23 protein-coding genes are annotated in these 25,699 nt (G+C 65.2%); 15 read left to right on the top strand and 8 right to left on the bottom strand.

All coding sequences use genetic code 11. The features are described from left to right. Positions 1 to 59 precede the first annotated feature (59 nt). The 7 genes from QUG01_RS07325 to ylqF all read left to right on the top strand — a co-directional run bounded on the left by QUG01_RS07325 (position 60) and on the right by ylqF (position 6,978). A complete protein-coding gene (locus QUG01_RS07325) occupies positions 60 to 1,247 on the top strand; it encodes an acyl-CoA dehydrogenase (RefSeq protein ID WP_500829547.1) in 1,188 nt (395 codons plus the stop codon). Between the two features lie 217 nt (positions 1,248 to 1,464). Next, positions 1,465 to 2,655 (top strand): CaiB/BaiF CoA transferase family protein, encoded by a 1,191-nt coding sequence (locus QUG01_RS07320; protein WP_261174211.1) that lies wholly within the window; start codon positions 1,465 to 1,467, stop codon positions 2,653 to 2,655. A gap of 101 nt (positions 2,656 to 2,756) precedes the next feature. After that, the gene (locus QUG01_RS07315; RefSeq protein ID WP_500829559.1) at positions 2,757 to 4,376 is read left to right on the top strand and encodes an electron transfer flavoprotein-ubiquinone oxidoreductase; all 1,620 of its coding nucleotides are present in this window, start codon (positions 2,757 to 2,759) and stop codon (positions 4,374 to 4,376) included. Positions 4,377 to 4,705: 329 nt separating this feature from the next. Continuing rightward, entirely contained in the window at positions 4,706 to 5,251 is a 546-nt protein-coding gene (locus tag QUG01_RS07310; RefSeq protein ID WP_500829546.1) for a hypothetical protein, read from the top strand. Between the two features lie 16 nt (positions 5,252 to 5,267). Next, positions 5,268 to 5,612: a DUF4870 family protein gene (locus QUG01_RS07305; protein WP_500829545.1), complete on the top strand. Its 345-nt coding sequence runs from the start codon at positions 5,268 to 5,270 to the stop codon at positions 5,610 to 5,612. A gap of 208 nt (positions 5,613 to 5,820) precedes the next feature. Then, entirely contained in the window at positions 5,821 to 6,033 is a 213-nt protein-coding gene (locus QUG01_RS07300; RefSeq protein WP_500829544.1) for a DUF3820 family protein, read from the top strand. Positions 6,034 to 6,036: 3 nt separating this feature from the next. After that, positions 6,037 to 6,978 (top strand): ribosome biogenesis GTPase YlqF, encoded by a 942-nt coding sequence (gene ylqF / locus QUG01_RS07295; protein WP_500829543.1) that lies wholly within the window; start codon positions 6,037 to 6,039, stop codon positions 6,976 to 6,978. Between the two features lie 108 nt (positions 6,979 to 7,086). Here ylqF and QUG01_RS07290 read toward each other — a convergent pair whose 3' ends face one another. The 3 genes from QUG01_RS07290 to QUG01_RS07280 are packed head-to-tail and all read right to left on the bottom strand — an operon-like array spanning position 7,087 to position 8,529. Beyond that, on the bottom strand, positions 7,087 to 7,545 hold the full coding sequence (locus QUG01_RS07290) for a DUF3592 domain-containing protein (protein WP_500829542.1): 459 nt from the start codon (positions 7,543 to 7,545) through the stop codon (positions 7,087 to 7,089). After that, positions 7,545 to 7,985, bottom strand: a complete 441-nt coding sequence (ruvX, locus tag QUG01_RS07285; RefSeq protein ID WP_274771182.1) for a Holliday junction resolvase RuvX — start codon at positions 7,983 to 7,985, stop codon at positions 7,545 to 7,547. Before ruvX ends, QUG01_RS07290 begins: the two co-directional genes overlap by 1 nt. After that, the gene (locus QUG01_RS07280) at positions 7,969 to 8,529 is read right to left on the bottom strand and encodes a YqgE/AlgH family protein (RefSeq protein WP_071110619.1); all 561 of its coding nucleotides are present in this window, start codon (positions 8,527 to 8,529) and stop codon (positions 7,969 to 7,971) included. Before QUG01_RS07280 ends, ruvX begins: the two co-directional genes overlap by 17 nt. A gap of 138 nt (positions 8,530 to 8,667) precedes the next feature. On the opposite strand from QUG01_RS07280, the gene smc reads away from it, so the two are divergent. From smc to QUG01_RS07265, 3 genes are all read left to right on the top strand, one after another. Beyond that, the gene (gene smc / locus QUG01_RS07275; RefSeq protein ID WP_500829541.1) at positions 8,668 to 12,156 is read left to right on the top strand and encodes a chromosome segregation protein SMC; all 3,489 of its coding nucleotides are present in this window, start codon (positions 8,668 to 8,670) and stop codon (positions 12,154 to 12,156) included. A 119-nt stretch (positions 12,157 to 12,275) separates the two neighbouring features. Further along, positions 12,276 to 13,655: an MFS transporter gene (locus QUG01_RS07270; RefSeq protein WP_500829540.1), complete on the top strand. Its 1,380-nt coding sequence runs from the start codon at positions 12,276 to 12,278 to the stop codon at positions 13,653 to 13,655. 4 nt (positions 13,656 to 13,659) lie between these two features. Then, positions 13,660 to 14,418, top strand: a complete 759-nt coding sequence (locus QUG01_RS07265; protein ID WP_500829539.1) for an energy transducer TonB — start codon at positions 13,660 to 13,662, stop codon at positions 14,416 to 14,418. Between the two features lie 23 nt (positions 14,419 to 14,441). On the opposite strand, the gene QUG01_RS07260 is transcribed toward QUG01_RS07265, so the two are convergent. Then, positions 14,442 to 14,909, bottom strand: a complete 468-nt coding sequence (locus QUG01_RS07260) for a MarR family winged helix-turn-helix transcriptional regulator (RefSeq protein ID WP_103317936.1) — start codon at positions 14,907 to 14,909, stop codon at positions 14,442 to 14,444. Positions 14,910 to 15,310: 401 nt separating this feature from the next. Between QUG01_RS07260 and QUG01_RS07255 the strand changes: the two genes are divergently transcribed. The 5 genes from QUG01_RS07255 (at position 15,311) to QUG01_RS07235 (ending at position 21,999) form a co-directional block, all read left to right on the top strand. Beyond that, positions 15,311 to 16,510, top strand: coding sequence for a cell division protein ZipA C-terminal FtsZ-binding domain-containing protein (locus tag QUG01_RS07255; RefSeq protein WP_500829538.1), 1,200 nt, complete (start codon positions 15,311 to 15,313; stop codon positions 16,508 to 16,510). 62 nt (positions 16,511 to 16,572) lie between these two features. After that, the gene (gene ligA, locus QUG01_RS07250; protein ID WP_500829537.1) at positions 16,573 to 19,011 is read left to right on the top strand and encodes an NAD-dependent DNA ligase LigA; all 2,439 of its coding nucleotides are present in this window, start codon (positions 16,573 to 16,575) and stop codon (positions 19,009 to 19,011) included. Between the two features lie 10 nt (positions 19,012 to 19,021). Then, the gene (locus QUG01_RS07245) at positions 19,022 to 20,455 is read left to right on the top strand and encodes a tetratricopeptide repeat protein (RefSeq protein ID WP_500829536.1); all 1,434 of its coding nucleotides are present in this window, start codon (positions 19,022 to 19,024) and stop codon (positions 20,453 to 20,455) included. Positions 20,456 to 20,527: 72 nt separating this feature from the next. After that, complete coding sequence (galU, locus tag QUG01_RS07240; RefSeq protein WP_500829535.1) at positions 20,528 to 21,400, top strand: UTP--glucose-1-phosphate uridylyltransferase GalU; 873 nt, start codon at positions 20,528 to 20,530, stop codon at positions 21,398 to 21,400. A gap of 56 nt (positions 21,401 to 21,456) precedes the next feature. After that, positions 21,457 to 21,999: a hypoxanthine-guanine phosphoribosyltransferase gene (locus QUG01_RS07235; protein WP_103317927.1), complete on the top strand. Its 543-nt coding sequence runs from the start codon at positions 21,457 to 21,459 to the stop codon at positions 21,997 to 21,999. A 152-nt stretch (positions 22,000 to 22,151) separates the two neighbouring features. On the opposite strand, the gene QUG01_RS07230 is transcribed toward QUG01_RS07235, so the two are convergent. The 4 genes from QUG01_RS07230 to QUG01_RS07215 are packed head-to-tail and all read right to left on the bottom strand — an operon-like array spanning position 22,152 to position 25,680. After that, positions 22,152 to 22,916: an ABC transporter ATP-binding protein gene (locus QUG01_RS07230; protein ID WP_500829534.1), complete on the bottom strand. Its 765-nt coding sequence runs from the start codon at positions 22,914 to 22,916 to the stop codon at positions 22,152 to 22,154. Then, positions 22,909 to 23,868 (bottom strand): FecCD family ABC transporter permease, encoded by a 960-nt coding sequence (locus QUG01_RS07225; protein ID WP_500829533.1) that lies wholly within the window; start codon positions 23,866 to 23,868, stop codon positions 22,909 to 22,911. Before QUG01_RS07225 ends, QUG01_RS07230 begins: the two co-directional genes overlap by 8 nt. After that, the gene (locus tag QUG01_RS07220) at positions 23,865 to 24,656 is read right to left on the bottom strand and encodes a heme/hemin ABC transporter substrate-binding protein (RefSeq protein ID WP_500829532.1); all 792 of its coding nucleotides are present in this window, start codon (positions 24,654 to 24,656) and stop codon (positions 23,865 to 23,867) included. The genes QUG01_RS07225 and QUG01_RS07220 overlap by 4 nt, the downstream gene beginning before the upstream one ends. After that, positions 24,646 to 25,680 carry a hemin-degrading factor gene (locus tag QUG01_RS07215; RefSeq protein ID WP_500829531.1) on the bottom strand — a complete coding sequence of 345 codons (1,035 nt, stop codon included), beginning with the start codon at positions 25,678 to 25,680 and terminating at the stop codon, positions 24,646 to 24,648. The genes QUG01_RS07220 and QUG01_RS07215 overlap by 11 nt, the downstream gene beginning before the upstream one ends. Between the last annotated feature and the right edge of the window lie 19 nt (positions 25,681 to 25,699).

Raw genomic sequence — 25,699 nt, 5'->3', positions numbered from 1 at the left:
TAATCTATTTTGCATGGTGAAATTTAATTCCGCAATGCGGAACATGTGGGAGACGTCAAATGGCAGCATCCACGCAGCGCGCAGCGTTCAGTTGGGAAGATCCCCTGCTGTTGCAGGAACAGTTGAGCGATGAGGAAAGACTGGTGCAGCAGAGCGCGCACGAGTATTGCCAGGAGCGGCTGCTGCCGCGCGTCTTGACGGCCAACCGCGAGGAGCGCTTCGACCGCGAAATCATCAACGAGATGGGCGAGCTGGGCTTGCTGGGCTGCACCATAGAGGGTTACGGCTGCGCCGGCCTGTCGCATGTGGCCTACGGCCTGGTGGCGCGCGAAGTGGAGCGGGTGGATTCCGGCTACCGTTCGGCGATGAGCGTGCAGTCGTCGCTGGTGATGCATCCGATCTGGGCTTACGGCTCCGACGCGCAGAAAGACAAATATCTGCCCAAGCTCGCCAGCGGCGAGTGGCTGGGGTGTTTCGGCCTGACCGAGCCCGATTCCGGCTCCGACCCGGCCAGCATGAAGACCCGCGCCCGCAAGGTGCATGGCGGCTATCTGCTGTCCGGCAGCAAAATGTGGATCACCAACAGTCCTGAAGCCGATGTGTTCGTGGTGTGGGCCAAGGATGACGAAGGCGAAATCCGCGGCTTCATCCTGGAGAAGGACATGAAGGGCCTGTCCGCGCCCAAGATACACGGCAAGTTCTCGCTCAGGGCATCGATCACTGGCGAGATCGTGATGGACGACGTGCTGGTGGCGGACGAACAGCTGCTGCCGGGCGTCAAGGGCCTGAAGGGGCCGTTCGGCTGCCTGAACAAGGCGCGCTACGGCATCGCCTGGGGCGCGATGGGCGCCGCCGAATTCTGTTGGCACGCCGCGCGCCAGTACACATTGGACCGCCAGCAGTTCGGCCGGCCGCTGGCCGCCAACCAGCTGATCCAGCTGAAGCTGGCCAATATGCAGACCGAGATCGCGCTGGGCCTGCAGGCCGCGCTGCGCGTGGGAAGGCTGATGGACGAAGGCCGGGCCGCGCCGGAAATGATCTCGCTGATCAAGCGCAATAATTGCGGCAAGGCGCTCGACATCGCCCGCGTCGCCCGCGACATGCACGGCGGCAACGGCATCTGCGACGAATTCCATGTGATCCGCCATGTGATGAATCTGGAGGCGGTCAACACTTATGAGGGCACGCACGATGTGCATGCCCTGATTCTGGGCCGAGCCCAGACCGGTATTCAGGCATTTGCCTGATAAGCCGGCGCGGCCGGATGGCCGGCCGCGCCGTTGATTCCTGTCTGTCCTTTGTGGGCCCGGCTTGCCGGGCCGCTTTTTTTCTACTGGGCATTGCGCAATGGGTCAGAAACACTGTCTGGAATAACTGCGCTTGCTACACTGAATTGCCCGAGCGACATAAATAGGTCGCAAGCGGGTGGCATCATCGAAATCCTGAAATGGGGAGGAAGTCGCGATGGCTGGAGCGTTGGCGGGTATCAAGGTGGTGGATCTGAGCCGGGTGCTGGCGGGGCCATGGGCCAGCCAACTGCTGGCGGACCTGGGCGCGGAGGTAATCAAGATCGAAAAGCCGGGCAGCGGCGATGACACGCGGCAATGGTCGCCGCCCAGCCTGCCGGACGGGCGAGCAGCCTATTATCTGTGCGCCAATCGCGGCAAGCGTTCGCTGACGGTGGACATCACGCAGCCGGACGGGCAGGAGATCATCCGCCGGCTGGCGGCGGACGCCGATGTGGTGCTGGAAAACTACAAAGTGGGTGGTTTGAAGAAGTACGGCCTGGACTATGACAGCTTGAAGGCGATCAATCCCAAGCTGGTGTATTGCTCGATCACCGGCTTCGGCCAAACCGGCCCTTATGCCAGTTATGCCGGCTACGACTACATCGTGCAGGGCATGTCCGGCCTGATGAGCATCACCGGCCCGGCCGATGGCGAGCCGCACAAGGTGGGCGTGGCGGTGTCCGATCTGTTCACCGGCCTGTATGCCGCCAACGCGGTGCAGGCCGCGCTGATCGCCCGCGAGCGCACCGGCGCGGGCCAGCATATCGACATGGCGCTGTTCGACTGCTCGCTGGCCATGCTGGCCAATGTGGCGTCCAATTGGCTGGTGGGACGGACGGTGCCGCCGCGGCTGGGCAATGCCCACGCCAATATCGTGCCGTATCAGGTGTTCTCCGCGTCCGACGGCCATTTCATCCTGGCCTGCGGCAACGACAAACAGTTCGTCGATGTATGCCGCATCATCGGCCAGCCGCAGTGGGCGCGCGACGCGCGCTTCGTCACCAACCCGCAGCGCGTCGCCAACCGCTTGCATCTGGTGTCGCTGCTGGCGATGGCCTTCCGTCATCACGGGCGCGATTACTGGCTGGAGCGGCTGGACAAGGCCGGCGTGCCGTGCGGGCCGATCAACGATGTGGCCGAGGCGTTTGAGGATCCGCAAACGCAGGCGCGCGGCATGGAACTGACGATGACCGACGCCGAGGGGCGGCAAGTTCCCATGGTAGGGTGTCCGATCAAACTATCCGGCACGCCGGTCGAGTACAATCTAGCCCCGCCCGATCTGGGCGAACATACTGAGCAGATCTTGCGCGCGTTGGGTTACGTGGATTCGGACATTGTCGCATTGCGCAACAATGGCACCGTTTAAACGCTTGTTTGATTTTGACGTCTTGCCGTCTTCATAGCATGATGTCAATCAAATCAATAAGTCCCAGCGGGCGCAAAGGAGAAACGGTGCAACGCGAATACATGGAATACGACGTAGTGATCGTCGGCGGCGGCCCAGCCGGGCTGTCCGCCGCGATCCGTCTGAAACAGCTGGCGGCCGAGCAAGGCCGCGACATCAGCGTCTGTCTGCTGGAGAAAGGCTCCGAGATCGGCGCCCACATCCTGTCCGGCGCGGTGATCGAAACCGGCGCGCTGACCGAGCTGCTGCCCAACTGGAAAGAATTGGACGCGCCGCTGAACACGCCGGCCCAAGCCGACCGCTTCCTCTATCTGACGGAAACCGAGTCCATCCAGCTGCCGACGCCGCCGCAGATGCACAACAAGGGCAACTATATCGTCAGCCTGGGCAACTTCTGTCGCTGGCTGGGCCAGCAGGCGGAGAACCTGGGGGTGGAAATCTACCCGGGCTTCGCCGCGGCCGAGGTGCTGTACCACGAGGACGGATCGGTCAAGGGCGTGGCCACCGGCGCCGTCGGCACCGGCAAGAACGGCGATCTGGACGGCGAGCCGGGCATGGAGCTGTGGGCCAAGCAGACCATCTTCGCCGAAGGCTGCCGCGGCTCGCTGACCAAGACGCTGCTGTCGCGCTTCCACCTGACCGATGGTTCCGATCCGCAAACTTTCGGCATCGGCATCAAGGAGCTGTGGGAAGTGCTGCCGGAAAACCATCAGCCCGGCCATATCACCCACACCGTGGGTTGGCCGATGGATACCGCCACCTATGGCGGCTCCTTCCTGTACCACTTGGAAGACAATCTGGTGGCGGTCGGCTTCGTGGTGGGCCTGGATTACCAGAACCCGTATCTGTCGCCGTTCGAGGAATTCCAGCGCTTCAAGACCCATCCGGCGATCAAGAAAGTCTTCGAGGGCGGCCGCCGCGTGTCCTATGGCGCGCGCGCGCTGACCGAGGGCGGCATCCAGAGCCTGCCCAAGCTGACCTTCCCCGGAGGCGTGCTGGTCGGCGACACCGCCGGCTTCCTCAACGTGCCCAAGATCAAGGGCACCCATACCGCGATGAAGTCGGCCATGCTGGCGGCGGAAGCCGTGTACGAGCTGCTGGGCGACGAGGCAAAGGCGCAAGGCGGCGAAGCCAAGGGCTATTCCGCCAAGTTCAAGCAAAGCTGGGTCCATGACGAGCTGTACAAGGTGCGCAATATCCGGCCGTCGTTCCGCTGGGGGCTGTGGCCGGCGATGATCTATTCGGCCATCGACACCTTCCTGTTCCGCGGCCGCGCGCCGTGGACGCTGCGCCACAAGCACGCCGACAACGAGGCGCTGCGGCCGGCTTATGAGTTCAACCGCATTCAATACCCCAAGCCGGACGGCGTGTTGACCTTCGACCGCCTGTCGTCGGTGTTCATCGCCAATGTCAATCACAGCGAGGACCAGCCGCCGCACCTGAAGCTGAAGGACGCGGCGGTGCCGATCGCCATCAATCTGGCCAAGTACGACGCGCCGGAGCAGCGCTACTGCCCGGCCGGCGTGTACGAGATCGTGGGCGCGGAGGAGGGCAAGCCGCGGCTGCAGATCAACGCGCAGAACTGCGTGCACTGCAAGACCTGCGACATCAAGGATCCGACCCAGAACATCAATTGGGTGACGCCGGAAGGCGGCGGCGGGCCGAACTACCCGAATATGTGATCGGGCGGTTTGTCGCCGCGCCAGGCCGGGCTTTCCGTCGGAAAACCCGGCCTTTTTGCATGGCTGCAGATCAAGTCTTGCGAAACAATGGCTTGACGGCGGCCGCCATCGTTGGCAGCATGGTCGAATGCTCGCCCCAAATGTATTTTTCGCCCACGCCTATTATTGGTACCGCCCCTCCCGGCGGCGCCAGGGATAGGCTCGGCAGTCATCAGGACTGAGCGCACTACCCGACCATGCCGCCGATCACCGGCGGCATTTGTGTTTGAAGCTCCAACGCAGCACATGGTCTCCGGTCAGGCGGATTTCACGCTCCAGGAGACAGAGCCATGAACGAAATCAGCGACGCCCTCATTCTCGCCACCCATGCCCAGCAGCCTCACGCGCCGCTGACAGGGTATCCGGTTGCCTTGGCGACTGATGGCGAGTGGCTGGCGTATCGTCCGGGCTCGCCTCAGTTTCCGCCGCAAGCGGCGTGTCTGCTGGAGTCGCTGCTGCCGGAAATCCGCCAATTGGCGCTGCATCTGGCGCTGCGCCGCGGCCTCCCGCGGGGCAGGACGCCATCTCGCATCGCCGAGGCGGCCGATTGGCTGGCGGCGCGCATGTTGTTGCTGGAATGGCGGCAACTGGCAGTGGGCCTGGACGAACTGTCCTTGCTGGACGAAGCCAACCTCCGCGCGCGGCAGTTTGCCGAGGCCGCCGGTTGGGAATGGACGCCCACGCTGCCGTTGTTGCTGCCGGCTGGCCGGACCGAGGGCGTGCTGCAGGGCTGGAGCGCCGCGCCGGCGTCGGCGCAGGGCGAACAGGCCGTGCCGGCCAGCCTGGCGTTTCGCCGCACCGTGGCGGCGCGCTTTGCCGCCTTGTTTGCCCGTTAACCACCAAGGAGATGCGATGGAGCTGGAACTGCTCGACGAGAACGAACGCAGGCTGAACAATCTGACGCTGACCGTCTACATTCTGCAGGCGGTGAGCCTGCTGGTGGGCGTGACCGGCATCGTCGCGGTCATCATCAACTACGTGAAGCGCGACGAGGTGCGCGGCACGCTGTATGAAAGCCATTTCGAGTGGCAGATCCGCACTTTCTGGCTGGCTCTGCTCGGCTACGTCATCGGCTTTGCCACGTTGTGGCTGTTGGTCGGCGGCGTGGTGCTGTTCGCGGTGTGGGTGTGGTACATCTACCGCGTGGTGAAGGGTTTTCTGTATTTCAACGACCGCAAGCCGCTGCCGCTGCAATGAAAAGGCGGGCGCCGTGGCGCCCGCAAACGGCTCTGCGCGAACCGGTAAAACGCGGCCGGCGAGTTTCCGGCCCGGATTGCTGTGACGCCATGCTAAACCGCTCACGCCCGGGCCGCCGCGAAACCCGCCGCCGGCTTGTCCCACGTCAAGCCTGGCAGCAAGCCGCCGGCTTTGGCACAATGCGCAACCGCCATCTATACCTGCCATCATGCAAGCCGAAGATCTGCTGAACCTGACCACCCGCGCCATGCCCTTCGGCAAGCACAAGGGCGCGCTGATTTGCGAGCTGCCGGGCAATTACCTGAATTGGTTCGCCCGCGAGGGCTTTCCGCCCGGCGAGATCGGCCGCCTGCTGCAACTGATGCATGAACTGGACCACAATGGTCTGACTTATCTGCTGGACCCGATTAGAAAGCGTTGAACAATGGCAATCCAATGGTTTCCCGGCCATATGAACAAGGCGCGCAAGGATGTCGCCGAGCGCCTCAAAGATATTGATGTCGTCATCGAGCTGCTGGACGCGCGTCTGCCGGCTTCCAGCGCCAACCCCATGCTGGCGCGCATGGCCAAGGGCAAGCCGCGGCTGATGATCCTGAACAAGCAGGATCTGGCCGATCCGGCCATCACCGAACAATGGCTGACCTGGTACCGCGCCAAGACGCAAACCGAGGCGCTGGGCATGGATGCCGGCGAACGCGCCCCGGCGCAGCGGCTGATCGCCGCCTGCCGCGCGCTGGCGCCGACCCGCAGCGGCCTGGAAAAGCCGCTGCGCGTGCTGATCTGCGGCATCCCCAATGTCGGCAAGTCCACGCTGATCAACAGCATGTCCAGCCGCAAGATCGCCAAGACCGGCAATATGCCGGGCGTGACCAAGAACGAGCAGCGCATCATTCTGGAAGACGATTTCGAGCTGTACGACACCCCCGGCATGCTATGGCCGAAGATCGAGGTGGAAGAGGGCGGCTACAATCTGGCCGCCAGCGGCGCGGTCGGCCGCAACGCGATGGACGAGGAGGAAGTGGCGCTGGAGCTGCTGAAATACCTGCTGGTCCATTACCGCGCCGATCTGGCCGCCCGCTACAAGCTGGATGAGGAAACGCTGGAAGGCATGCAGGACTGGCAGGCGCTGGAACTGATCGGCAAGCGGCGCGGCGCGGTGCTGTCCGGCGGCCGCATCAATATGCAGAAAGCGGCCGAGATCGTGCTGACCGATTTTCGCGATGGCCAGACCGGCCGCATCACGCTGGAGCGCCCGGACGAGTGGGCGGTGTGGGAGAAGCGCGCCAAGGCGATCGCCGCCGAGCGCGCCATCCTGCGCGAAGAAAAGCTGAAGGAAAAGGAAGGCCGCAAGCAAGGCAGCCGCTGATCCGTCGGCATGATGGAAAGCAAACAGGCCCGGGAATCGGGCCTGTTGTCGTTTGGGCGGCGCAGTTGCGCTGGGCGCGGTCCGCCGCCTCTACTGCCAAAGGCGCTTTCAGTTGCGGGTCAGCAGAAAAACGCCAGCCGCGGCTAACAGCAGCATCAGCAGTTGTCCGGCCCGCACGCTCCAGTGCGCGCCGGTTTCCAGGCAGGCCTGTTCCGGCTTGGCCGGATTGTAGCGAACGGGTATGGAAGCGCTCGCCGGGTAACGGCGCGCGAAGTCTTCCGCCAGCGTCTGGCTGCCGCCGAAGCCGATATCGGGGATGCGGATGGCGCTGGATGAGTAGGTTTGGCCGTTGACTTGATAACGGTAGGAGACAGCGGCGCGGTATTCGCGCTGATCGTGGTTGTCGGCGCCGCGGCGCACGCGCCATTCCACCTCGCTGCGTTCGACGGTGCCCATCGTGGATGGCCAATCCTGCGCGGCATTGGCCAACTGCGCCTGGCGCCACAGCCAGCCAAAACCGGCGACGCCGATGGCGATCAACAGCAGCGCCGGAAACTTGGCCAGCATCAAACGGCGGTGCCGGGCTGCTCGAACCAGCCGGCCAGGATGGCTTGCGCCGCCACTTGGTCCAGCGCCGGTTTCTGCTTGCGGCCTTTCTTGACGCCGGCCTCTTCCAGCAGCTGCTCGGCGATGACCGAGGTGTAGCGCTCGTCCACCAGCCATACCGGCAGGCCGAAGCGTCCCTTCAGCCGGTTGGCGAAGCGGCGCGACAGCGCGGACATCTCATGCTCGACGCCATCCGGGTGCATGGGCAGGCCCACCACCAGCTGTTTGGGCTGCCATTCCGCGATCAGCTTGGCGATGGCGGCGAAGCGCTCGTCGGTGACGGGCGTGTCAATGGTGGCCAAGGGATGCGGGATGCCCAGCAGGGTATCGCCGACGGCGACGCCGATGCGGCGTTCGCCAAAATCGAAAGCCAGCGCGCAACCCTCAGGCATGGCCGACATCCGAGGACAGCAGCGAGGGATCGAAGCCGAGCAGCGCCATGGCGGCGTCGTAGCGGTCTTCGCAGGGCAGGTCGAACACGATGGCCGGGTCTGCCGGCACCGTCAGCCAGCCGTTGTCGGCGATTTCCTGCTCCAGTTGGCCGGCCGACCAGCCGGCGTAGCCGAGCGAGATCAGCAGCCTCTCCGGCTTCTTGCCCTGAGACACCGCCGTCAGCACATCCTTGGACGTGGTCAGCGCCACATCGTCGGTCACCATCAGGCTGGATTGCCAGTTGCCGGCCGGTTGATGCAGCACGAAGCCGCGGTCCGGCTGCACCGGACCGCCGAAGTACACCACGCCGGTGCGGGTGTCTTCGTCATCCAGCGGCAGATCGATCTGATCGAACAACTGGGCCATGGCGATGCCGGATGGCTTGTTGATGATCAGCCCCATGGCGCCGTGCTCACCGTGCTCGCACAGATAGACCAGAGACTTGGCGAACAGGGGATCCGCCATGCCGGGCATGGCGATCAGGAAGTGATTGGACAGCGATAAGGATTCCATACGGGCATTATGGCACAAGTGTCCTTGCCGCTGGCTAGCCCGTTTCACGACAATTTTCGGTCGAAATAGTCCATCGACCCGCAGTCTGTCGCAGCCTGATAAAATAAACAGTTTGCTCCCTTTCGCAGCGAGGACGTTTTGCGCCTGACCCATATCAAGCTCGCCGGTTTCAAGTCATTCGTCGACCCCACCAGCATCGCGGTGCCGGGCCAACTGGTGGCGGTCATCGGCCCCAACGGCTGCGGCAAGTCGAACGTGATCGACGCCGTGCGCTGGGTGCTGGGCGAGTCGTCCGCCAAACAGCTGCGCGGCGAATCCATGCAGGACGTGATCTTCAACGGTTCGTCCAGCCGCAAGCCGGTGTCGCGCGCTTCGGTCGAGCTGGTGTTCGACAACGCCGACGGCCAGCTTACCGGTCCCTGGGGCCAGTACGCCGAAGTGGCCATCAAGCGGGTGCTGACCCGCCAGGGCGAATCCAGCTACTACATCAATAGCCAGCAGGTGCGGCGGCGCGACATCACCGATCTGTTCCTCGGCACCGGCGTCGGCGCGCGCGGCTACGCCGTGATCGAGCAGGGCATGATTTCGCGCATCATCGAGGCGCGGCCGGAGGAGCTGCGCGCCTATCTGGAAGAGGCGGCCGGCGTGTCCAAGTACAAGGAGCGCCGCCGCGAAACGGAAAACCGCCTGTCCGACACCCGCGCCAACCTGGAGCGCATCGCCGACCTGCGGCAGGAGCTGGAACGCCAGGTGGAGAGGCTGTCCGAACAAGCCGAAGTGGCCGCGCAATACCACGACATGCGCGGCGCGCTGACCCACAAGCAGAACCTGCTGGCCCTGGCGCGGCGCGAGGAGGCGGCGCGCAACGAGGCGCATGCCCGCGGCGAGCTGGCGCGCATCGAAACCGAAGAAGCCGCGCTGGAAGCGGCGGTCACCCACCTGGAAACCGAGCAGGAAACGGTGCGCGAACAGCACTTCGCCGCCAGCGACGCCGTGCATGAGGCGCAGCAGCGGCTGTTCGAGGCCAATGCCCAGCTGGCGCGTCTGGAAGAGGCGCAGCGCCACCGCGAGCAGAGCCGGCAGCGGCTGGAGCGCGATCTGGCCGCCGCGCGCAGCGAGCGCCAGCAACTGGCGGACAACCGGCAGCAGGTGGAGGCCGAATTGGACGACTGGCTGCCGCGGCTGGAAGAGGCGCAGTTGCGGCAGGAAGAAGCGCAGATGGCGCTGGAGGACGGCGCAGACGAACTGCCGACCGCCGAGGCGGCTTTCCGCCAACTGGACCAGCAACAAGCGCAGCTGACCGCGCAGCAGGCCAATCTGACGCGCGAACGCGATTTGTCGCGGCAGCAAATCGAACACTGGCAGCGCGGCCAGCAGCAGCTGGATGGGCGCGACGCCGCGCTGACGCGCGAACTGTCCGACCTGAATCTGCCGGAGCACGGCGCGCTGGAAGCGGCGAAACAGGAGGTCGACAAGGCCAAGGCCGCGCTGGACGCCGTGCGCGCCAGGCTGGTGGCGGACGAGGCCAAGCAGGCGGATTTGGCCGCCGAGCGCGAAAAGCTGGACCAGCAGTTGTCCGCCAAACGCACGGAATTGGCGCGCGCCGAGGCCGAGGCCGCCGCGCTGGCGGCCTTGCTGCAGCGCGAAGCGGCCGACGAGCAATTGGCCGGCTGGCTGGACAAGCATGGCTTGGCCGACGCGCCGCAGCTATGGCAATCGCTGCAGTTGGACGCGCGCTGGCAACAAGCGCTGGAAGCGGTGCTGGGCGAGCGTTTGTCCGCCCGCGCCACGGCCTTGCCCGGCACGCCGCCGCCCGCCGCGCTGGCGCTGGTGGACGGCAAGCGCGCCGCTGCGGCCGGACTGCCTGCGCGCGCCTGGCCGTCGCTGCTGGCAGAAGCGAAGGCGCAAGCGCCTTTCGATGCGGCCTTGGGCGACTGGCTGGCTGGCGTCTATCTGGCCGAGACGCTGGACGCCGCTTTGGCGCGCCGCGGCGAGCTGGCGGCCGGCGAATGCTGGCTGACGCCGGAAGGCCATCGCGTGGATGCCGTCAGCGTGCGCTTCCACGCCGAAGCCAGCGGCGACGGCCTGATGGCGCGCAAGCAGCAATTGGATCAGGCCGCCGCCCGCGCCGAGGCTTTGCGGCCGGAAATCGACGCCTTGCAGAAGAAGCGCGACAGCCTCTTGAGCATGGGCAATATGCTGGCCGAGGCCGTGCGCGGCCAGAAGGGTTCGCTGACCCGGCTGGAGGCCGAGCTTAACGCCGCCACGCTGGAGCACGTCAAGCTGGACCAGGCGGCGCGCCAGGGCGCGGCGCGTCTTTCAGCCATCGAGGCCGAGCGCGGCCGCATCGCCGAGGAGCGGCGGCTGGCGGCGGAGGGCATCGCCGAGGCCGAGCTGATGGGCGAGGAGGCGGCGCTGACGCTGGAGGAGCTGGCGCTGCAGCTGGAGGACGTCCGGCTGGCGCGGCTGAACGCGGAAACCCGGCTGGAGCTGGCGCGCAACAAGGCCCGCGACGCGGAGCGCGTGCTGCACGAGATCAAGCTGGCCTTGCATAGCGCCGAGCAGAGAGTGGCCGAGTTGTCGCGCCGAGGCCGCGAACTCGCCGACCGCGACGAGCAATTGCAGGAGCGGCTGGAGGCGCTGGCCGGCGAATCGGAAACGGTAGACGAGGCGGTGCCGGAAGAGGCGCTGCAACTGGCGCTGGCCGAGCGCGAAACGCGCGAGGGCGAACTGTCCGCCGCGCGCGACAGGCTGAACCAGCTGACCGAGCGGATGCGCGAGATCGGCCAGCGTCAGCACGAGGCCAATGCCGCGCTGCCAGCCTTGCGCGAGGCGCGCTCGGATTGGCTGCTCAAGCATCAGGAAGCCCGCTTGGCGATGGAGCGTTTCGCCGAGGAGCTGGCTCAGGCCGAGGCCGACGAAACCGCGCTGCTGGCCGACCTCAACGAAGGCGTCAAGCCAAACGCCCTGGCCGCCGAGATCGCTCGCCTGGCGCGCGCGCTGGAGGGGCTGGGCGCGGTCAACCTGGCGGCGCTGCAGGAACTGGACGAGGCGAAGAAGCGCGGCGAATACCTGCAGAACCAGTCCGACGACCTGAACCAGGCGATGGAAACGCTGGTCGAGGCCATCGGCAAGATAGACGGCGAAACCCGCGACATGCTGCAAGCCACCTATGACGCGGTCAACGCCAAGATGCGCGAGTTTTTCCCCACGCTGTTCGGCGGCGGCCGCGCCGAGCTGGTCTTGACCGGCGAAGACCTGCTGGACGCCGGCGTGCAGATCATCGCCCAGCCGCCGGGCAAGAAGAACAGCACGATTCACCTGTTGTCCGGCGGCGAGAAGGCGCTGACCGCGATGAGCCTGGTGTTCTCGCTGTTCAGCCTGAACCCGGCGCCGTTCTGCCTCTTGGACGAGGTGGACGCGCCGCTGGACGATGCCAATACCAGCCGCTTCTGCGACTTGGTCAAACAGATGTCCGAGCGCACCCAGTTCCTCTATATTTCACACAACCGGCTGACCATGGAGATGGCCGAGCAGCTGGTGGGCGTGACGATGCAGGAGCAAGGCGTCAGCCGCATCGTGGCGGTGGATATCGTCGAGGCGCTGAAGATGCGCGAGACAGCCTGATAGTCGGCTTGACGCGGCGCAAGGTTCGGCCCGGCGGCAGGATGGCATACTGCGCCGCCGGCTGTTGGGACGAGTCGTAACTGTCCGGCTGCGTTGTGTCGCCATCGTGGAATCCGTTCATGACCGTAAGCATCAAACGTTGGGAGCCGGAAAACGTCATTTTCTGGCTGAGCCGCGGCCGCGGCATCGCTCGGCGCAATCTGTGGCTGTCCATTTTCTCGCTGCACCTGAACTTCAACATCTGGATGATGTGGAGCATGGTGGTGGTCAACCTGCCGGCGGTGGGTTTCCTGATTTCCGGCCAGCAGCAATTTCTGCTGGTGTCGATTCCGCCGCTGGTGGGCGCCTTGATGCGCCTGATCTATTCCTGGGCCTGGAGCTGGGTGGGCGGCGGACTATGGCTGGGGCTGTCCACGCTGTTCCTGTTGCTGCCGGCTTGGGGCGTCGGCCGGGTGGTGCAGGATATAGCCTCGCCGTTCTGGCAGTTGCTGCTGGTGGCCGCCTTGTGCGGCATAGGCGGCGGCGCCAGCGCCTCGCATCTGTCGAATACCAGTTTCTTCTTTCCCAAGTCCGAGAAGGGCCTGGCGATGGGGCTGAATGCAGGACTCGGCAATCTAGGGGTGTCGGTCGCGCAGTTGCTGATTCCGCTGTGCATTCTCTATCCCTTGTTCGGATACGCGGCCGGCGAGCCGCAAGTGTGGGGGCGCGGCGGCGAGGTGCATTTCGTCTGGCTGCAGAACGCCGCCTACATCTGGCTGCCCCTGATCGTGCTGATCGCCCTGGCTTGCCTGCTGTACGCGCATGATCTGCCCAAGCTGCGCATCACGCCGCACGATCAATTGGACGCGATGAAAGACCCCCACACCTGGTATATCTGCCTGTTGTACATGGGCAGCTACGGGACTTTTCTGGGTTTTTCCGCGGCGTTTCCTTTGCTGGCGCGGGCGATGTTCCCGCATATCGACGCCAGCCCGTATCTATTCGTCGGTCCCATGGTGTGCGCCTTGTCGCGCCCGCTGGGCGGCTGGATGGGCGACAAGGTGGGCGGCGGCATCGCCACCGTCGCGGCCAATCTGTTGATGGCGGCAGGCACTATCGGCGTTTACCTGGGCATGCCGTCCGCCGGCAGCGGCGGTTCGTTCTGGCTGTTTCTGGCGACGTTCCAGTTGCTTTTCTTTGCCGCAGGCGTCGGCAACGGTTCGTCTTATCAGCTGGCGCCCAAAGTGTTTCTGATCCTGGCCGGGCGCGATGCCCAACAGCATGGCGAAAGCCTGCAGCAGGCCTATCTGCGCGGCGGCCGGCGCGGCGCGTCGGCGATGAATGTCAGCTCGGTGATGGCGGCGTTCGGCGGCTTCGTCATTCCGAAGGCCTTCGGCTCGGCTTTGGATTGGTTCGGCAGTTTCTTGCCGGCGTTCGCGATGTTTTTCCTGTTCTATCTCTTATGCATGGTGATCGCATGGTGGCATTACAGCCGTCCGCGCGCGGCAATGCGATGCTGAGGCGATGATGCGTTGGGCCCTGCCGCTGTCGCTGCTGGCGCATGGCTTGCTGTTGTGGCTGCTATGGCTGCCGTGGCAGTTCGAACCGAATAGACCGGCGGTGCAGCTGGTGGTGGCCTTGCGCGGGGTAGAGGCGGGGCAAGCGGAGGGTGGCGTCGCCGGCAGGCTTGGGCGCGCTGGCGATTCGGCAGCGGCGATGCGCCGCCGAGGCGGCGCTCCGCAGGAGCCGCCCTCCATGATGCAGCGCAGTCCGCAGCCATCCCAGGCCCTTTCCTCTCCGGACATGGAAAAACCGATGCGTCCTGCAGCGCCGACTCAAAGCGCTGCGGCAAAGCCGAGTCCATCCGCGCCTGCGCAATCGAGCCGCTCCTCGACCATAGCGGCGCCTGGCGAGTCTCGGGCGATTGGGCATGACGAAGCAAAGGATGGTGGTCAGGCCAAATCGCCGGGCGCAAGCGGCAAGACGGGCGCCGAGGGCGACCGCGAGGCGCTGTATGCGCCGGCTTATCTGGAAAATCCTCAGCCCTCCTACCCGGAGCGATCGCGTCTGCAGGGGGAGGAGGGCGTGGTGTTGCTCAAGGTGCGCGTAGGGATAAACGGCCGCGCGCTGGCAGTGGAGCTGGCGCGCAGCAGCGGTTTCCGCCGCTTGGACCAGTCGGCGCTGGAAACGGTATCGCGCTGGCGTTTCGCGCCGGCTGTGCGCAACGGCGCCGCCATTGAGTCTACCTTGACGGTGCCGATACGCTTTCAGGCCGGCGGCTAACCGGCCCGATGGCGATGCCGGGCTCAGGCCGGCTCGCTCTCCTGTTGTTCCAGCGCCTGGCTGAAGCTGGCGCGCAGCCGGCCCAGCTCATTGCAGAAGCCGGACAGGTCTTGTTCGCCAAATTGCTGGAAGGCGTTGTGCATATAGTCCAGATGCGCCGGAAAGGCTTGGCTGAACAGTTCCTGGCCATACGGCGTCAGCGCCACGAACACGCTGCGCCGGTCGTTGGGCTGCATGCTGCGGGCGACGATGCCCTTGTCTTCCAGACGATCCAGCACGCCGGTCAGGGTGCCTTTGGTGATCAGGGTGTGATCGGATAGCTCCTTGCAGTTCATGCCCTGGCTGTTGCCCAGGGTGGTGACGACATCGAATTGCGGCGGCGTCAGCCCAAGCCGGCGGATGTTGTAGCTGGCGAATTGTTCAAAAGCCTGATAGGTGCGCGACAATTCGCGAACGACAGGCAGGAAACTGGCTTGATCGGATTTTTTCATCGTAAAGAGTCCCCGTGCTGTTCTAAGCAATGTTGTACAGGCTAGTACGGTCCAATAGCAGAGTTATTCTTGCACGCGCTATGAATAAATTCTCCTGTCAGAAATGTCATGTTCATTCGGTTTGAGTTGATACCAGGCTGCCGGGTTCCGCAGCCGCCATCGCGGGCCGTTTGGCATGACATCGGATTGACAAGGGCGTTTGTCAAGCGTTTATGTACTGCCAAATGGTGCGCCGAGGCGGGCTTTCGTTATAATGAGCGTGGAATGCCCGTCTTGGACGGGTGGCTGCCGGCTTTTGCAGCAATGGCGGCGACAGGATAATAGCGGGAGGCCGACCAGCGATAGCGTCCATGGGGACAGGGTGCGGCTTCGAATTATTCGCCTTAATAGCGGACTGGCTGATGAGCGAATTGCAGATTGGTGTGTTGATATTGGGCGGCGGCGTGATCGCCCTGGTTTTCGGCTTCAACATGTTTCAGGAATGGCGTTTCCGCAGGCGGACGCAGCAGGCTTTCGCCCGTCCGCAGGATGACGTGTTGCTGGACGTGCCGAAGAATAATGTGCGCGACGGCCGCAGCGACCGCATGGAGCCGGTGCTGGTCGATGCCGATTTCGACGACCGCGACGACGACGCGGAACCGTTCGAGCCGCAGTTGCCGGAAGCGGCCGCCATCGCGCCGGAGCCGCCTCGCCATGCCGCTCAGCGCATGGAGCCTGTGGCCGCGGCGGCTGAGGTGCCGGTGATAGACGAGGAGGACGACGCCGAGCTGGCGATGGACTCCGCCGATCATCAGGCGCTGGTGGTGGCCATGCTGGACCCGTCGCTGGACTTCATCGCCGAGGTGCTGTTCCACGAGCCGCACGAGCTGGCGGCCATGCCGCGCTTCAACGTCGGCAAGCGCACCCAGCTGATCGGTCGCACCGAGCGCGGGCTATGGAAAGTAGCCGAGGCGCTGCCGGGCACCCGCTACAAGCAGATCAACATCAGCATGCAAATGGTGGACCGCTCCGGCGCGGTGACCGAACAGGAATTGGCCGCGTTCTGCCAGCAGGTATCGCGCTTCGCCGAGGACCACGACGCGGCGGTCAGTTTCCCGCAGCGCCAGCAAAAGCTGGTGGCGGCGCGCGAACTGGATCGCTTCTGCGCCGATGTGGACGTGCTGATCGGCATCAACATCGTGCCCAAGGCGCCGATCGAAGGCGCGCGCCTGCGCAGCTTCGCCGAAGCCGCCGGGCTGCAGCTGGAGCCGGATGGCGCCTTCCACTATCTGGCGGACTCCGGCAATACCCTTTACTCGCTGGTGGCGGCGGATCAGATGCCGTTCACCTTCCACACGCTGCTGGACAAGACTTTCCCGGCGCTGACGCTGCTGTTCGACGTGCCGCGAGTGGCCGGCGGGGTGGAGGTGTTCGACCGCGCCGTCTATTTTGCCCGCCAACTGGCCCACGAGTTCGATGCCCAATTGGTGGACGACAACCGCCGGGTGCTGACCGATGCCGGCCTGGGCCGCATCCGCGATCAGTTGCTGCACATCTACGGCAGCATGGACGACCGCGGCATCGCGCCGGGCAGCGTGGCCGCGCTGCGCTTGTTCGCCTGAACGATGATTTGACGATACCCGGGGCCGGCCATGCCGGCCCTTTTGCCGTTCGAGAGTTTCCGATGACCGCACATGAACTGCGCGCAGCCGAGCTGCGCGAGCTGCTGAACCGTTACGGCCATGAATACTACGTGCTGGACGCGCCGACCGTGCCCGACGCCGAATACGACCGCCTGTTCCGCGAATTGCAGGCGCTGGAAGAGGCGCATCCGGAACTGGCGGTGGCCGATTCGCCGACGAAGCGAGTCGGCGGCGCGCCGCTGGATGCATTTGAGAGCGCTACTCATTTAGTGCCAATGCTGTCACTGAATAATGCTTTTTCGAACATGAATGAAAATAACTCTTTGGACCGTCATGCTGAGATTTATCAGTTTGATGATCGGGTTAGGAAGAGTTTAGGCGTTAATCAAGTTGAATATGCAACTGAGCCTAAGTTTGATGGCTTGGCAATCTCTTTGATCTATGAGAACGGGGTGCTAATACGGGCAGTTACTCGTGGAGATGGAGTATCTGGTGAAGTAGTCACTGATAATGTCAGGACGATAAGGTCTATTCCGTTGCGGTTGAAAAGGCAGGAGCCACAAGGTTTTCTTGCTATGGAAGCGCTGCCTACGCTCCTTGAAGTTAGGGGCGAAGTTTTGATGAAAAAGAATGATTTTTTAAAACTCAATGAAACTCAGCTCTCGTTAGGGCATAAGCCATTTGCGAATCCGCGTAATGCGGCTGCAGGTAGCTTGCGTCAATTAGACTCAAAAGTAACTGCGAAGCGGCGATTGTCATTCTTTGCGTATTCGATTGCTCAGGTTGAAGGAGCTATTTGGCCAGAGACTCATTATGGTGAAATGGTATGGTTGAAAGAGCTTGGTTTCCCCATCGCTCAAGGGGAGCTAAGGCCAGTCGTGCCCGGAGTGGCAGGCCTTATCGCATACTATGAAAAAGTGCTTACTTTGCGTGGTGATTTACCATATGACATTGATGGCGTTGTGTATAAGGTAAATTCCCGTAGTTCCCAAGAAACACTTGGGTTTGTTTCTCGTGCACCTAGATGGGCTATTGCACATAAGTTTCAAGCTGAAGAGGCGAAAACCACGGTCGAGGCCATCGAGGAGCAGGTGGGCCGCACCGGCGCCATCACGCCGGTGGCGCGGCTCAAGCCGGTCTTCGTCGGCGGCGTCACCGTCACCAACGCCACGCTGCACAACGAGGACGAAGTGCGGCGCAAGGATGTGAGAGTCGGCGACACGGTGATCGTGCGCCGCGCCGGCGACGTGATCCCCGAGGTGGTGTCCGTGGTGCTGGAGCGCCGGCCGATACGGCCGGCCGCCGGCGGCGACCTGTTCAGCGCGGGCGAGGAGCCGCAATACCCGGCTTACCGCCTGCCCACGGCTTGTCCGGTGTGCGGCAGCCACGTGGTGCGCGAGGAAGGCGAGGCGGTGGCGCGCTGCTCCGGCGGGCTGTCCTGCCGCGCCCAGCGCAGCCAGGCGATCCAGCACTTCGCCGGCCGCCGCATGATGGACATCGACGGCCTGGGCGAGCGCTATATCGACAAGCTGGTCGAGTACGGCTACGTCAAGAGCGTGGCCGACCTGTACCGACTGAGGCTGGACGACTTGCTGGAAATGAAGCGCCGCGCCGACGAGGACGAGGGCGCGACGCCGGAGACGGTCAAGGCCGGCAAGGTGGCCAGCAAGTGGGCGGAAAACCTGATCGCGGCGATAGACGCCAGCCGCACCCCGCCCTTGGCGCGGCTCCTGTTCGCGCTGGGCATCCGCCATGTCGGCGAATCCACCGCCAAGACGCTGGCCGACTGGCTGGGCACCATGGCGCTGATCCGCCGTTGCCCGGCGGCGCTGTTCGCCGCGCTGCCGGACATCGGCGGCGTGGTGGCCGATTCGCTGGCCGATTTTTTCGCCGAGGACAACAATGAAAAAGCGCTGGACGCCTTGCTGGCCGAAGTGAAACCGGCCGACGAGCATGCGCCGTCGCCCAAGCTGCGCGAGCGGCTGGACGACGCGGCGCTGCTGGCGCGGTTGGCCATTCCGCGGCTGACCGAGGTGCGCAGCCAGCAACTGGCCGCGCAGTGCAGCCTGGCCTGGCTGGCGCAAAGCGAACGGCGCGCGCTGCTGGATCTGGACTTGCCGGCCGAAGTGGTGAACGCGCTGGCCGACTGGCTGGACGAGCCGGACCGCCGCGCGGCGCTGGGCCGCTTGGCCGGCCTGCGGGACGAGATCGTGTCCAGCCTGCCGGCCGCTGCCGAGCAGGCGGCGCTGCCGCTGGACGGCAAGACGCTGGTGCTGACCGGCACTCTGCCCACGCTGAGCCGCGACCAAGCCAAGGCCTTGATCGAGGCTGCCGGCGGCAAGGTCTCCGGCAGCGTGTCCAAGAAGACGCATTACGTGGTGGCCGGCGAGGAAGCGGGCAGCAAGTTGGCCAAGGCGCAGGAGCTGGGCGTCGCAATTCTGGACGAAGCCGGCCTGCAAGCCTTGCTGGCCGGAAACTGACGGAGGCCCTATGGCGCTGAAGGCGGTGGTGAAGGCGGATTTCGACGAAGGCAACCGCCGCGCGGCGGCGGGGGACTGGCAGGGCGCGATCGCGGTGTTCGATCGTTGCCTGGCGCAAAACCCGCAGGACTGGCAGGCGCTGGCCAACCGGGCGAACGCGCGGCAGCAGTTGGGCGACAACGCGCGCGCCTTGGACGACTATATGGCCGCGTCGGCGTTGAACCCGGCGTCGGCCAATATCAAGAGCAATCTGGCGGTGCTGCTGAAGGAGCTGGGCGAACTGCAACTGGCCGGCCAGCTGCTGGAAGAAGCCCTGGCGGCGGAGCCTGCGCACGTGGATGCCTGGAGCAATCTGGGCGTGGTACGGCAGCACCAGTTGCGCTATCACGACGCCATCGCCTGCTTCCTGAAGGCGATAGAGCTTGGCGGCGTCACCGCGGCCCGCTGCAACAATCTCGGCAACGTCTGCACCAGCGCGCTGCTGCTGGACGACGCCATTTCCGTGCTGCAGGGCGGCTTGGCGCTGGCGCCGCAGGATGCCAATCTGCAGTTCAGCCTGTCTATCGCTTTGCTGCTGGCGGGCCGCTACGCCGAGGCCTGGCCCTTGTACGAGGCCCGTTGGCGCAGCATCCTTACGCCGCGGCATGAGGGCGCGCGCTGGGATGGCCGCGCCTTGGGCCAGCGGACGCTGTTGCTGTGGGCGGAGCAGGGCTTGGGCGACAGCCTGCAGATGGCGCGTTTTCTGCCGCGCATCCGCGCCGAGCATCCGGACGCCCGCTTGTTGCTGGCCTGCCCGCAGACGTTTCACCGCCTGTTCGCGCAATTTGACGGCATCGAGTTGCTGCCGCCCGACGCGGCGCCGGCGTATGACTGCCAGCTGCCCTTGATGTCGCTGCCCGGCGTGCTGGGCGTGACGCTGGACAATTTGCCGACAGCTGCCTATCTGCAGCCGGTGCAAGGCGTGCAGCCAACGCTGGCGGGCAATGGCAAGCTGAAAGTCGGCGTGGTATGGGAGAGCGGCCGCTGGGGCGTGGGCATTGCCGATGCGTGGCGTCAGCATAAGTCGGTGCCGCCAGCCTGGTTTGCCGAAATTTGCCGGGTGCCCGGCATCGATTTCGTCGCCTTGCAGCCGGGTGAGCTGCCCGCCGAATTGCAAGGGCTGGTGACGCAGCCGGCGATAGGCGATTTTGCCGACACCGCCGCGCTGCTGGAACAGATGGATCTGGTGGTCTGCGTCGATACCGCCATCCTGCATCTGGCCGGGGCGATGGGTAAGCCTACCTGGGCGCTGCTGCGGGCCGAAAGCGCGCCGTTCTTCCTTGCGGACGCTGCCGTCGCGCCGTGGTACCCGTCGGTGCGGCTGTGGCGACAGACGGCGCCGGGTGACTGGCTGCCGGTGGTCCGCGAGCTGGCCGAGGCCTTGTCGGCTCAACAGACATTTTGACCTCGAGCGAAGAAGGGCTAGAATGCGGCGCTGTCTATATTGCAAAACGCCAATTGAAATAGCGGAATCGAGATGAAAAAGATCACCAAAGCCGTGTTTCCGGTTGCCGGTCTGGGCACCCGTTTTCTGCCGGCGACCAAGGCCAGCCCCAAGGAAATGCTGCCCGTCGTCGACAAGCCGTTGATCCAGTATGCGGTGGAGGAGGCCATCGCCGCCGGCATGACCGAGCTGATCTTCATCACCGGCCGCAATAAGCGTTCGATCGAAGACCATTTCGACAAGGCTTACGAGCTGGAGACCGAGCTCGAATACAAGAACAAGCAAAAGCTGCTGCAACTGGTGCAGGAAATCATCCCACCCGCGGTCAGCTGCATCTATATCCGCCAGACCGAGGCGCTGGGCCTGGGCCACGCCGTGCTGTGCGCGCGGCCTGTGGTCGGCGACGAGCCGTTCGCGGTGATCCTGGCCGACGACTTGATCGAGGGGGCGCCGGGCGCGATGGAGCAGATGGTGCGCCTGTTTGATGAGACCCACTCGTCCATACTGGGCGTGGAGACCGTGGCGCCGGAAGACACCGGCTCCTACGGCATCGTCAAGACGGCGGCAGACGCCCACGGCCATCAGCGCGTCGAGCACATCGTGGAGAAGCCGAAGCCGGAACAGGCGCCGTCCAACCTGGCGGTGGTGGGGCGCTACATTCTGACGCCGCGCATTTTCGACAAGCTGGTCAATACTGGCGCGGGGGCCGGCGGCGAGATCCAACTGACCGACGGCATCGCCGCCTTGATGAAGGACGAGGCCGTGCTGGCGCTGCCGTTCAAGGGCACGCGCTACGATTGCGGCTCCAAGCTGGGTTACCTGAAAGCCACGGTCAACTATGGTTTGAAGCATCACGAGGTGGCGGGCGAGTTTGCCGCCTTCCTGCGCGAGCTGAAAATCGACTGACAGTTTTTCCATTGCGCCGCCAACGGCGGCGCCGCCTGTTCTGTTAAGGAGTCATCATGCCTAATATTGCCGAAGCCCGTGGTCTGATCAACAGCTCGGATGTGCTGTTCAGCGCCGAAGAAGTCAGCGCCGCCGTCGACCGCATGGCGGTGGAAATCACCGAAAAACTCGGCGAGGAATACCCGCTGGTATTGTCGGTGATGGGCGGCGCCGTGGTGTTCACCGGCCAGTTGCTGCCGCGTCTGGCCTTCCCGCTGGATTTCGACTACGTCCATGTATCGCGTTACGGCGACAAGACCCACGGCGGCGAGCTGGTGTGGAAGCAGGCGCCCAAGGAAGACGTGCGCGACCGCGTGGTGCTGGTGCTGGACGACATCCTGGACGAAGGCCACACCATGGCGGCGATCCGCGACAAGGTGATGGGCATGGGCGCCAAGGCATTCTATAGCGGCGTGTTCGCCAACAAGCTGATCAGCAAGGCCAAGCCGCTGAAGGCCGATTTCGTAGGCCTGGACGTGCCGGACCGCTATGTGTTCGGCTACGGCATGGACGTGCGCGGCGCCTGGCGCAATCTGCCGGCGATTCATGCCCTGAAGTAATACTGAGCCATTCAGGCAACAGGCCGCTCCGGATAACCGGGGCGGCCTTTTTTCATGCTGAGGGGCATCTTTCTTTCTGCCAATGATCGAAACCTATCTTCGCCTTGGAAAGGATAATGACTCGGCGGCGATGGCGTCGGATTTCTTGCGTTTCAGGCGGCCTGTTGCGGCGCGTGATGCTGCAGCCGCACCGGCCAGCGGTATACCGCCAGCAGCCGCTCCGGCGTCAGCGCCGCATGGGGTTCGCCTTCCGCCACCAGCCTGCCGTTGTCGAGCAGAGCCACCCGGTCCGCGTATTCGGCGGCCAGCGCCAGATCGTGCAGCACCTGCACCACAGTCTTGCCTTGCGCAGCCAGCTCGCGCAGCAAGAGTTGCAGCTTGTGCTGATGGCGCAGGTCCAGATGGTTGGTCGGTTCGTCCAGCAGCATCACCGGCGCTTGCTGCGCCAGCGCGCGGGCGATGGCCGCGCGTTGCCGCTCGCCGCCGGACAATGAATCCAGCCGCGCCCCGCCGCGCGTTTCCAGCTCCACCGTCGCCAGCGCCTGCTCGACGGCCTGACGGTCCGCCGCGGCAGGGCGGGTGAAGGCGCCGAGATAGGGCATGCGGCCCAGCGCGACGAATTCGTTCAGCGTCAACGGAATATCGGCGGGCAGATGCTGCGGCACCCAGGCGATGCGGCGCGCGCGTTGCAGCGCGTCCATCCGGGATACGCATTGGCCGTTCAAGCGCACTGCGCCATGCGTGGGCGCCGCCAAACCGGCCAGCAGGCGCAACAGCGTGGTTTTGCCGGCGCCGTTCGGGCCGAGCAGGGCGCAGACGCGGCCGGCAGGCAAGTCGAGCCGGATGTCGCGCAGCAGTTCGCGGCCGGGGACCGTGTAGCCTAGCTCGCGCACTTTCAGGCTTAGGGCTTCAGGCATGGTTGGCGCTCCCTTGTTGGCGGCGGAATAGCCAGATGAAGAAAGGCGGGCCGGCGAAGGCCGCCATCAGGCCGACGGGCATATCCAGCGGCCAGGCGATATTGCGCGCCAGCGTGTCCACCGCCAGCAGAAACAGCGCGCCAGCCCAGGCCGACAGCAGGATCAGCTTGCGGCGGCAGCCGCCCACCAGCAGGGCCAGCGCATTGGGAATCATCATGCCGACAAAGCCAATGACGCCGGACAGCGCCACCGCGCCGCCTGTCGCCAGCGCGGCGCCGGCCGCGGCCAGACGGCGGGTGCGGACGGTGTTGATGCCCAAGGAGCGGGCGGCTTCCTCGCCCAGCAGCAGGCAGTCCAGATCGCGGCCTATCGCGCACAGCAAGGCCACGCCCAGTCCGGCGATCAGCAGACAAGGCCACAGCCGGTCGGGCTGGGCCGCGCCCAGATTGCCGGCCAGCCAACTGCTGGCCGCGCGCAGCGTCAGGTCGTCGGACAGGAACAGGATCAGGCTGGAGACGGCGCCGCAAAACGCGCCGACCACCAGCCCCATCAGCAACAGTCCGGCCAGGCCGCCCTTGGCCAGCCGCGCCAGCAGCAGGATCAGCCAGGTGGCGGCCAGGCCGCCGCCGAAGGCCGCCAGCGGCAGCGACAGGCCGGCCAAGCCCAGCGCCAGCACGGCGATGACCGCCAGAGCGGCGCCGCCTGAGGTGCCGATCAGGCCGGGATCGGCCAGCGGATTGCGGAACAACGCCTGCAGGGCCGCGCCACTGGCGGCCAGGGCCGCGCCGACGCCCAGGGCGGCGGCGATGCGGGGCAGGCGCAACTGGGTGACTAGCGGATCGGCCAGATCCGGCCAGGCCAAATGGCCAGCGGAACTCGACAAAGCCAGCCAGGGCAGGCCCAGGCTGGCGGCAATCAGACCGGCCCACAGCCAGAGGTGGGACGCGTTCACATTTTCACCATTTGTTCGACCACGGCCGGGCTGCCCAAGCCAACCAGCATGCCTTGCTGCGGCGGCAGCTGATAGATGCGGCCCTGCTTGCCGGCCGGCGTGGCGGCGATTTCCGGCCGCTTGGCGAAAGTCTCCTTGCCGCCGTAAGCCGCCGCGGTATGGCTGCCCAGAATGATCACGTCTGGCTTCAGCGCCAGCCAGGCGTCGCGGTTCAGCGGTTTGAAGCCCGACAGGCCGGCCGCCGCGTTGACGCCGCCGGCGGCGCGGATCAGCGTGTCCGGCGCGGTGTCGCGGCCGGCCGCCAGCGTGCCGTCGTAGCTGACCAGGTAGCGCACGGCTCGGCCCGTGCGCGGCTGCATCGCGCGCTGCCAGTCGGCGGCCAGCTTGTCGCCGGCGGCGTCGCGGCCCAGCAGCTTGCCCACCTTGCGGATGGCCTCGGCAAAGTCTCGGCCATCCTCGCGCGGGCTGACTTCCTCGGCGCGCAGCTTCAGCTGTTTCAGCTGCGGCCACAGCGTCGGCGGCTGGGCGGCGGCGCTGCCCAGCACCAGGGTTGGTTTCAGGCCGGCGATGGTTTCGGCGTTCAGCGCGCGCGAAAAACCCACCACCTGGGCATGGGCCAGCTCCGGCTCCTTGCTGCTGCGGTCGCGGCCCACCACCTGGCCGGCCGCGCCCAGCGCGACGACGATTTCGGCGATGTCCGGCGTCACCACCACCAGCCGCTCCGCTGCCAGGGCATGCAGGGCGGACGCGGCCAACAACAAGCCGGCAAACCAGGATTTACGCGACATCGGCTTGCTCCAGCGTCGGCAGTTCGCCCAGGAGCTTCACCCATTCGGCGCGCTCGGCGCGGCCCGGCTTGCGTTCGCCGAAGAAGGTGGCCAGCGATTCGCCGGCCTCGTCGAACAGCTCCAGCGATGTCACCACGCCCGTGTCGCCCGGCTTGCGGGTGATCCAGGCTTCGGCGATCAGGTCGGTGCGCAAATGCAGATTGAAGTGCGGGTCCAGCACATTCAGCCAGTCGCCCACCACCTGCACATTGCGCACGGCGCCGGTATGGATCTGGATCATGCCGCGGTTGCCGGCGAACACCATGATGGGCGTTTCGGTGGCGGCGGCGCGGCGCAGCAGCTGTTCCACCGCGTCTTCCCGCACGCGCCAGGCCTGGCCCGGTGGCGCCAGACGGAAGCCCTGGCGGCGCGAGACCTGCCAGCGGCGCAGGAAAGCGTGGAAGTGATGCACGTCGTTCAGCGCCAGCCACTCGGCCTGGAAGGCGGCCTGGTCTATGGCTTCGTCGGCCTGCTCCGGCTCGGCCGGCGCGACGGGTTCCAGCGCCAGCTCGGCCGCCGGCGCGGCGAAGCGCGCCACCAGCGCGTCGAAGGCAGCGACATCGCTGTCTTCGGTCAGATAGACCTTGTGCACCGCTTCGCCGTGGCGGTCGAAGAACTGCAGGCTGCGCTGGATGCCGCGCGGGCTTTCGCTCACCACGGCGAAGCCGTGGCGCCAGTGGAACAGGAACATGCGCAGGTCGATCACCGGGTTCAGCGCCAGGCCCACCTTGCCTTCAAACGACACATTGGCGTAGTCGCCCTTGGTCTCGTGGACGCAGGCGTGATTGCGGGTCAGCGCCATCACGCGGCCCAGGGCGTGCAGTTCGCCCAGGATCTGCGGCCATTCGGGTTTGAGCGGCGTGGCGGCCGGGTCGGCGGCCACCAGTTCGCATTCGCTGACCTGCAGGGCGATGGCGGCGTCGCGCGCGCGCAGGCGCGGTTGGCTGGCTTTGAGCGACTGGTAGCGTTCCCATAGCTGGCTCATGAAATTCTCCTTGGAATGG

The sequence above is a fragment of the Chromobacterium sp. CCUG 76385 genome (assembly GCF_059916625.1).
Note: the sequence above shows the minus strand (reverse complement) of the source record. Positions and strands in the feature narration are given on the sequence as shown.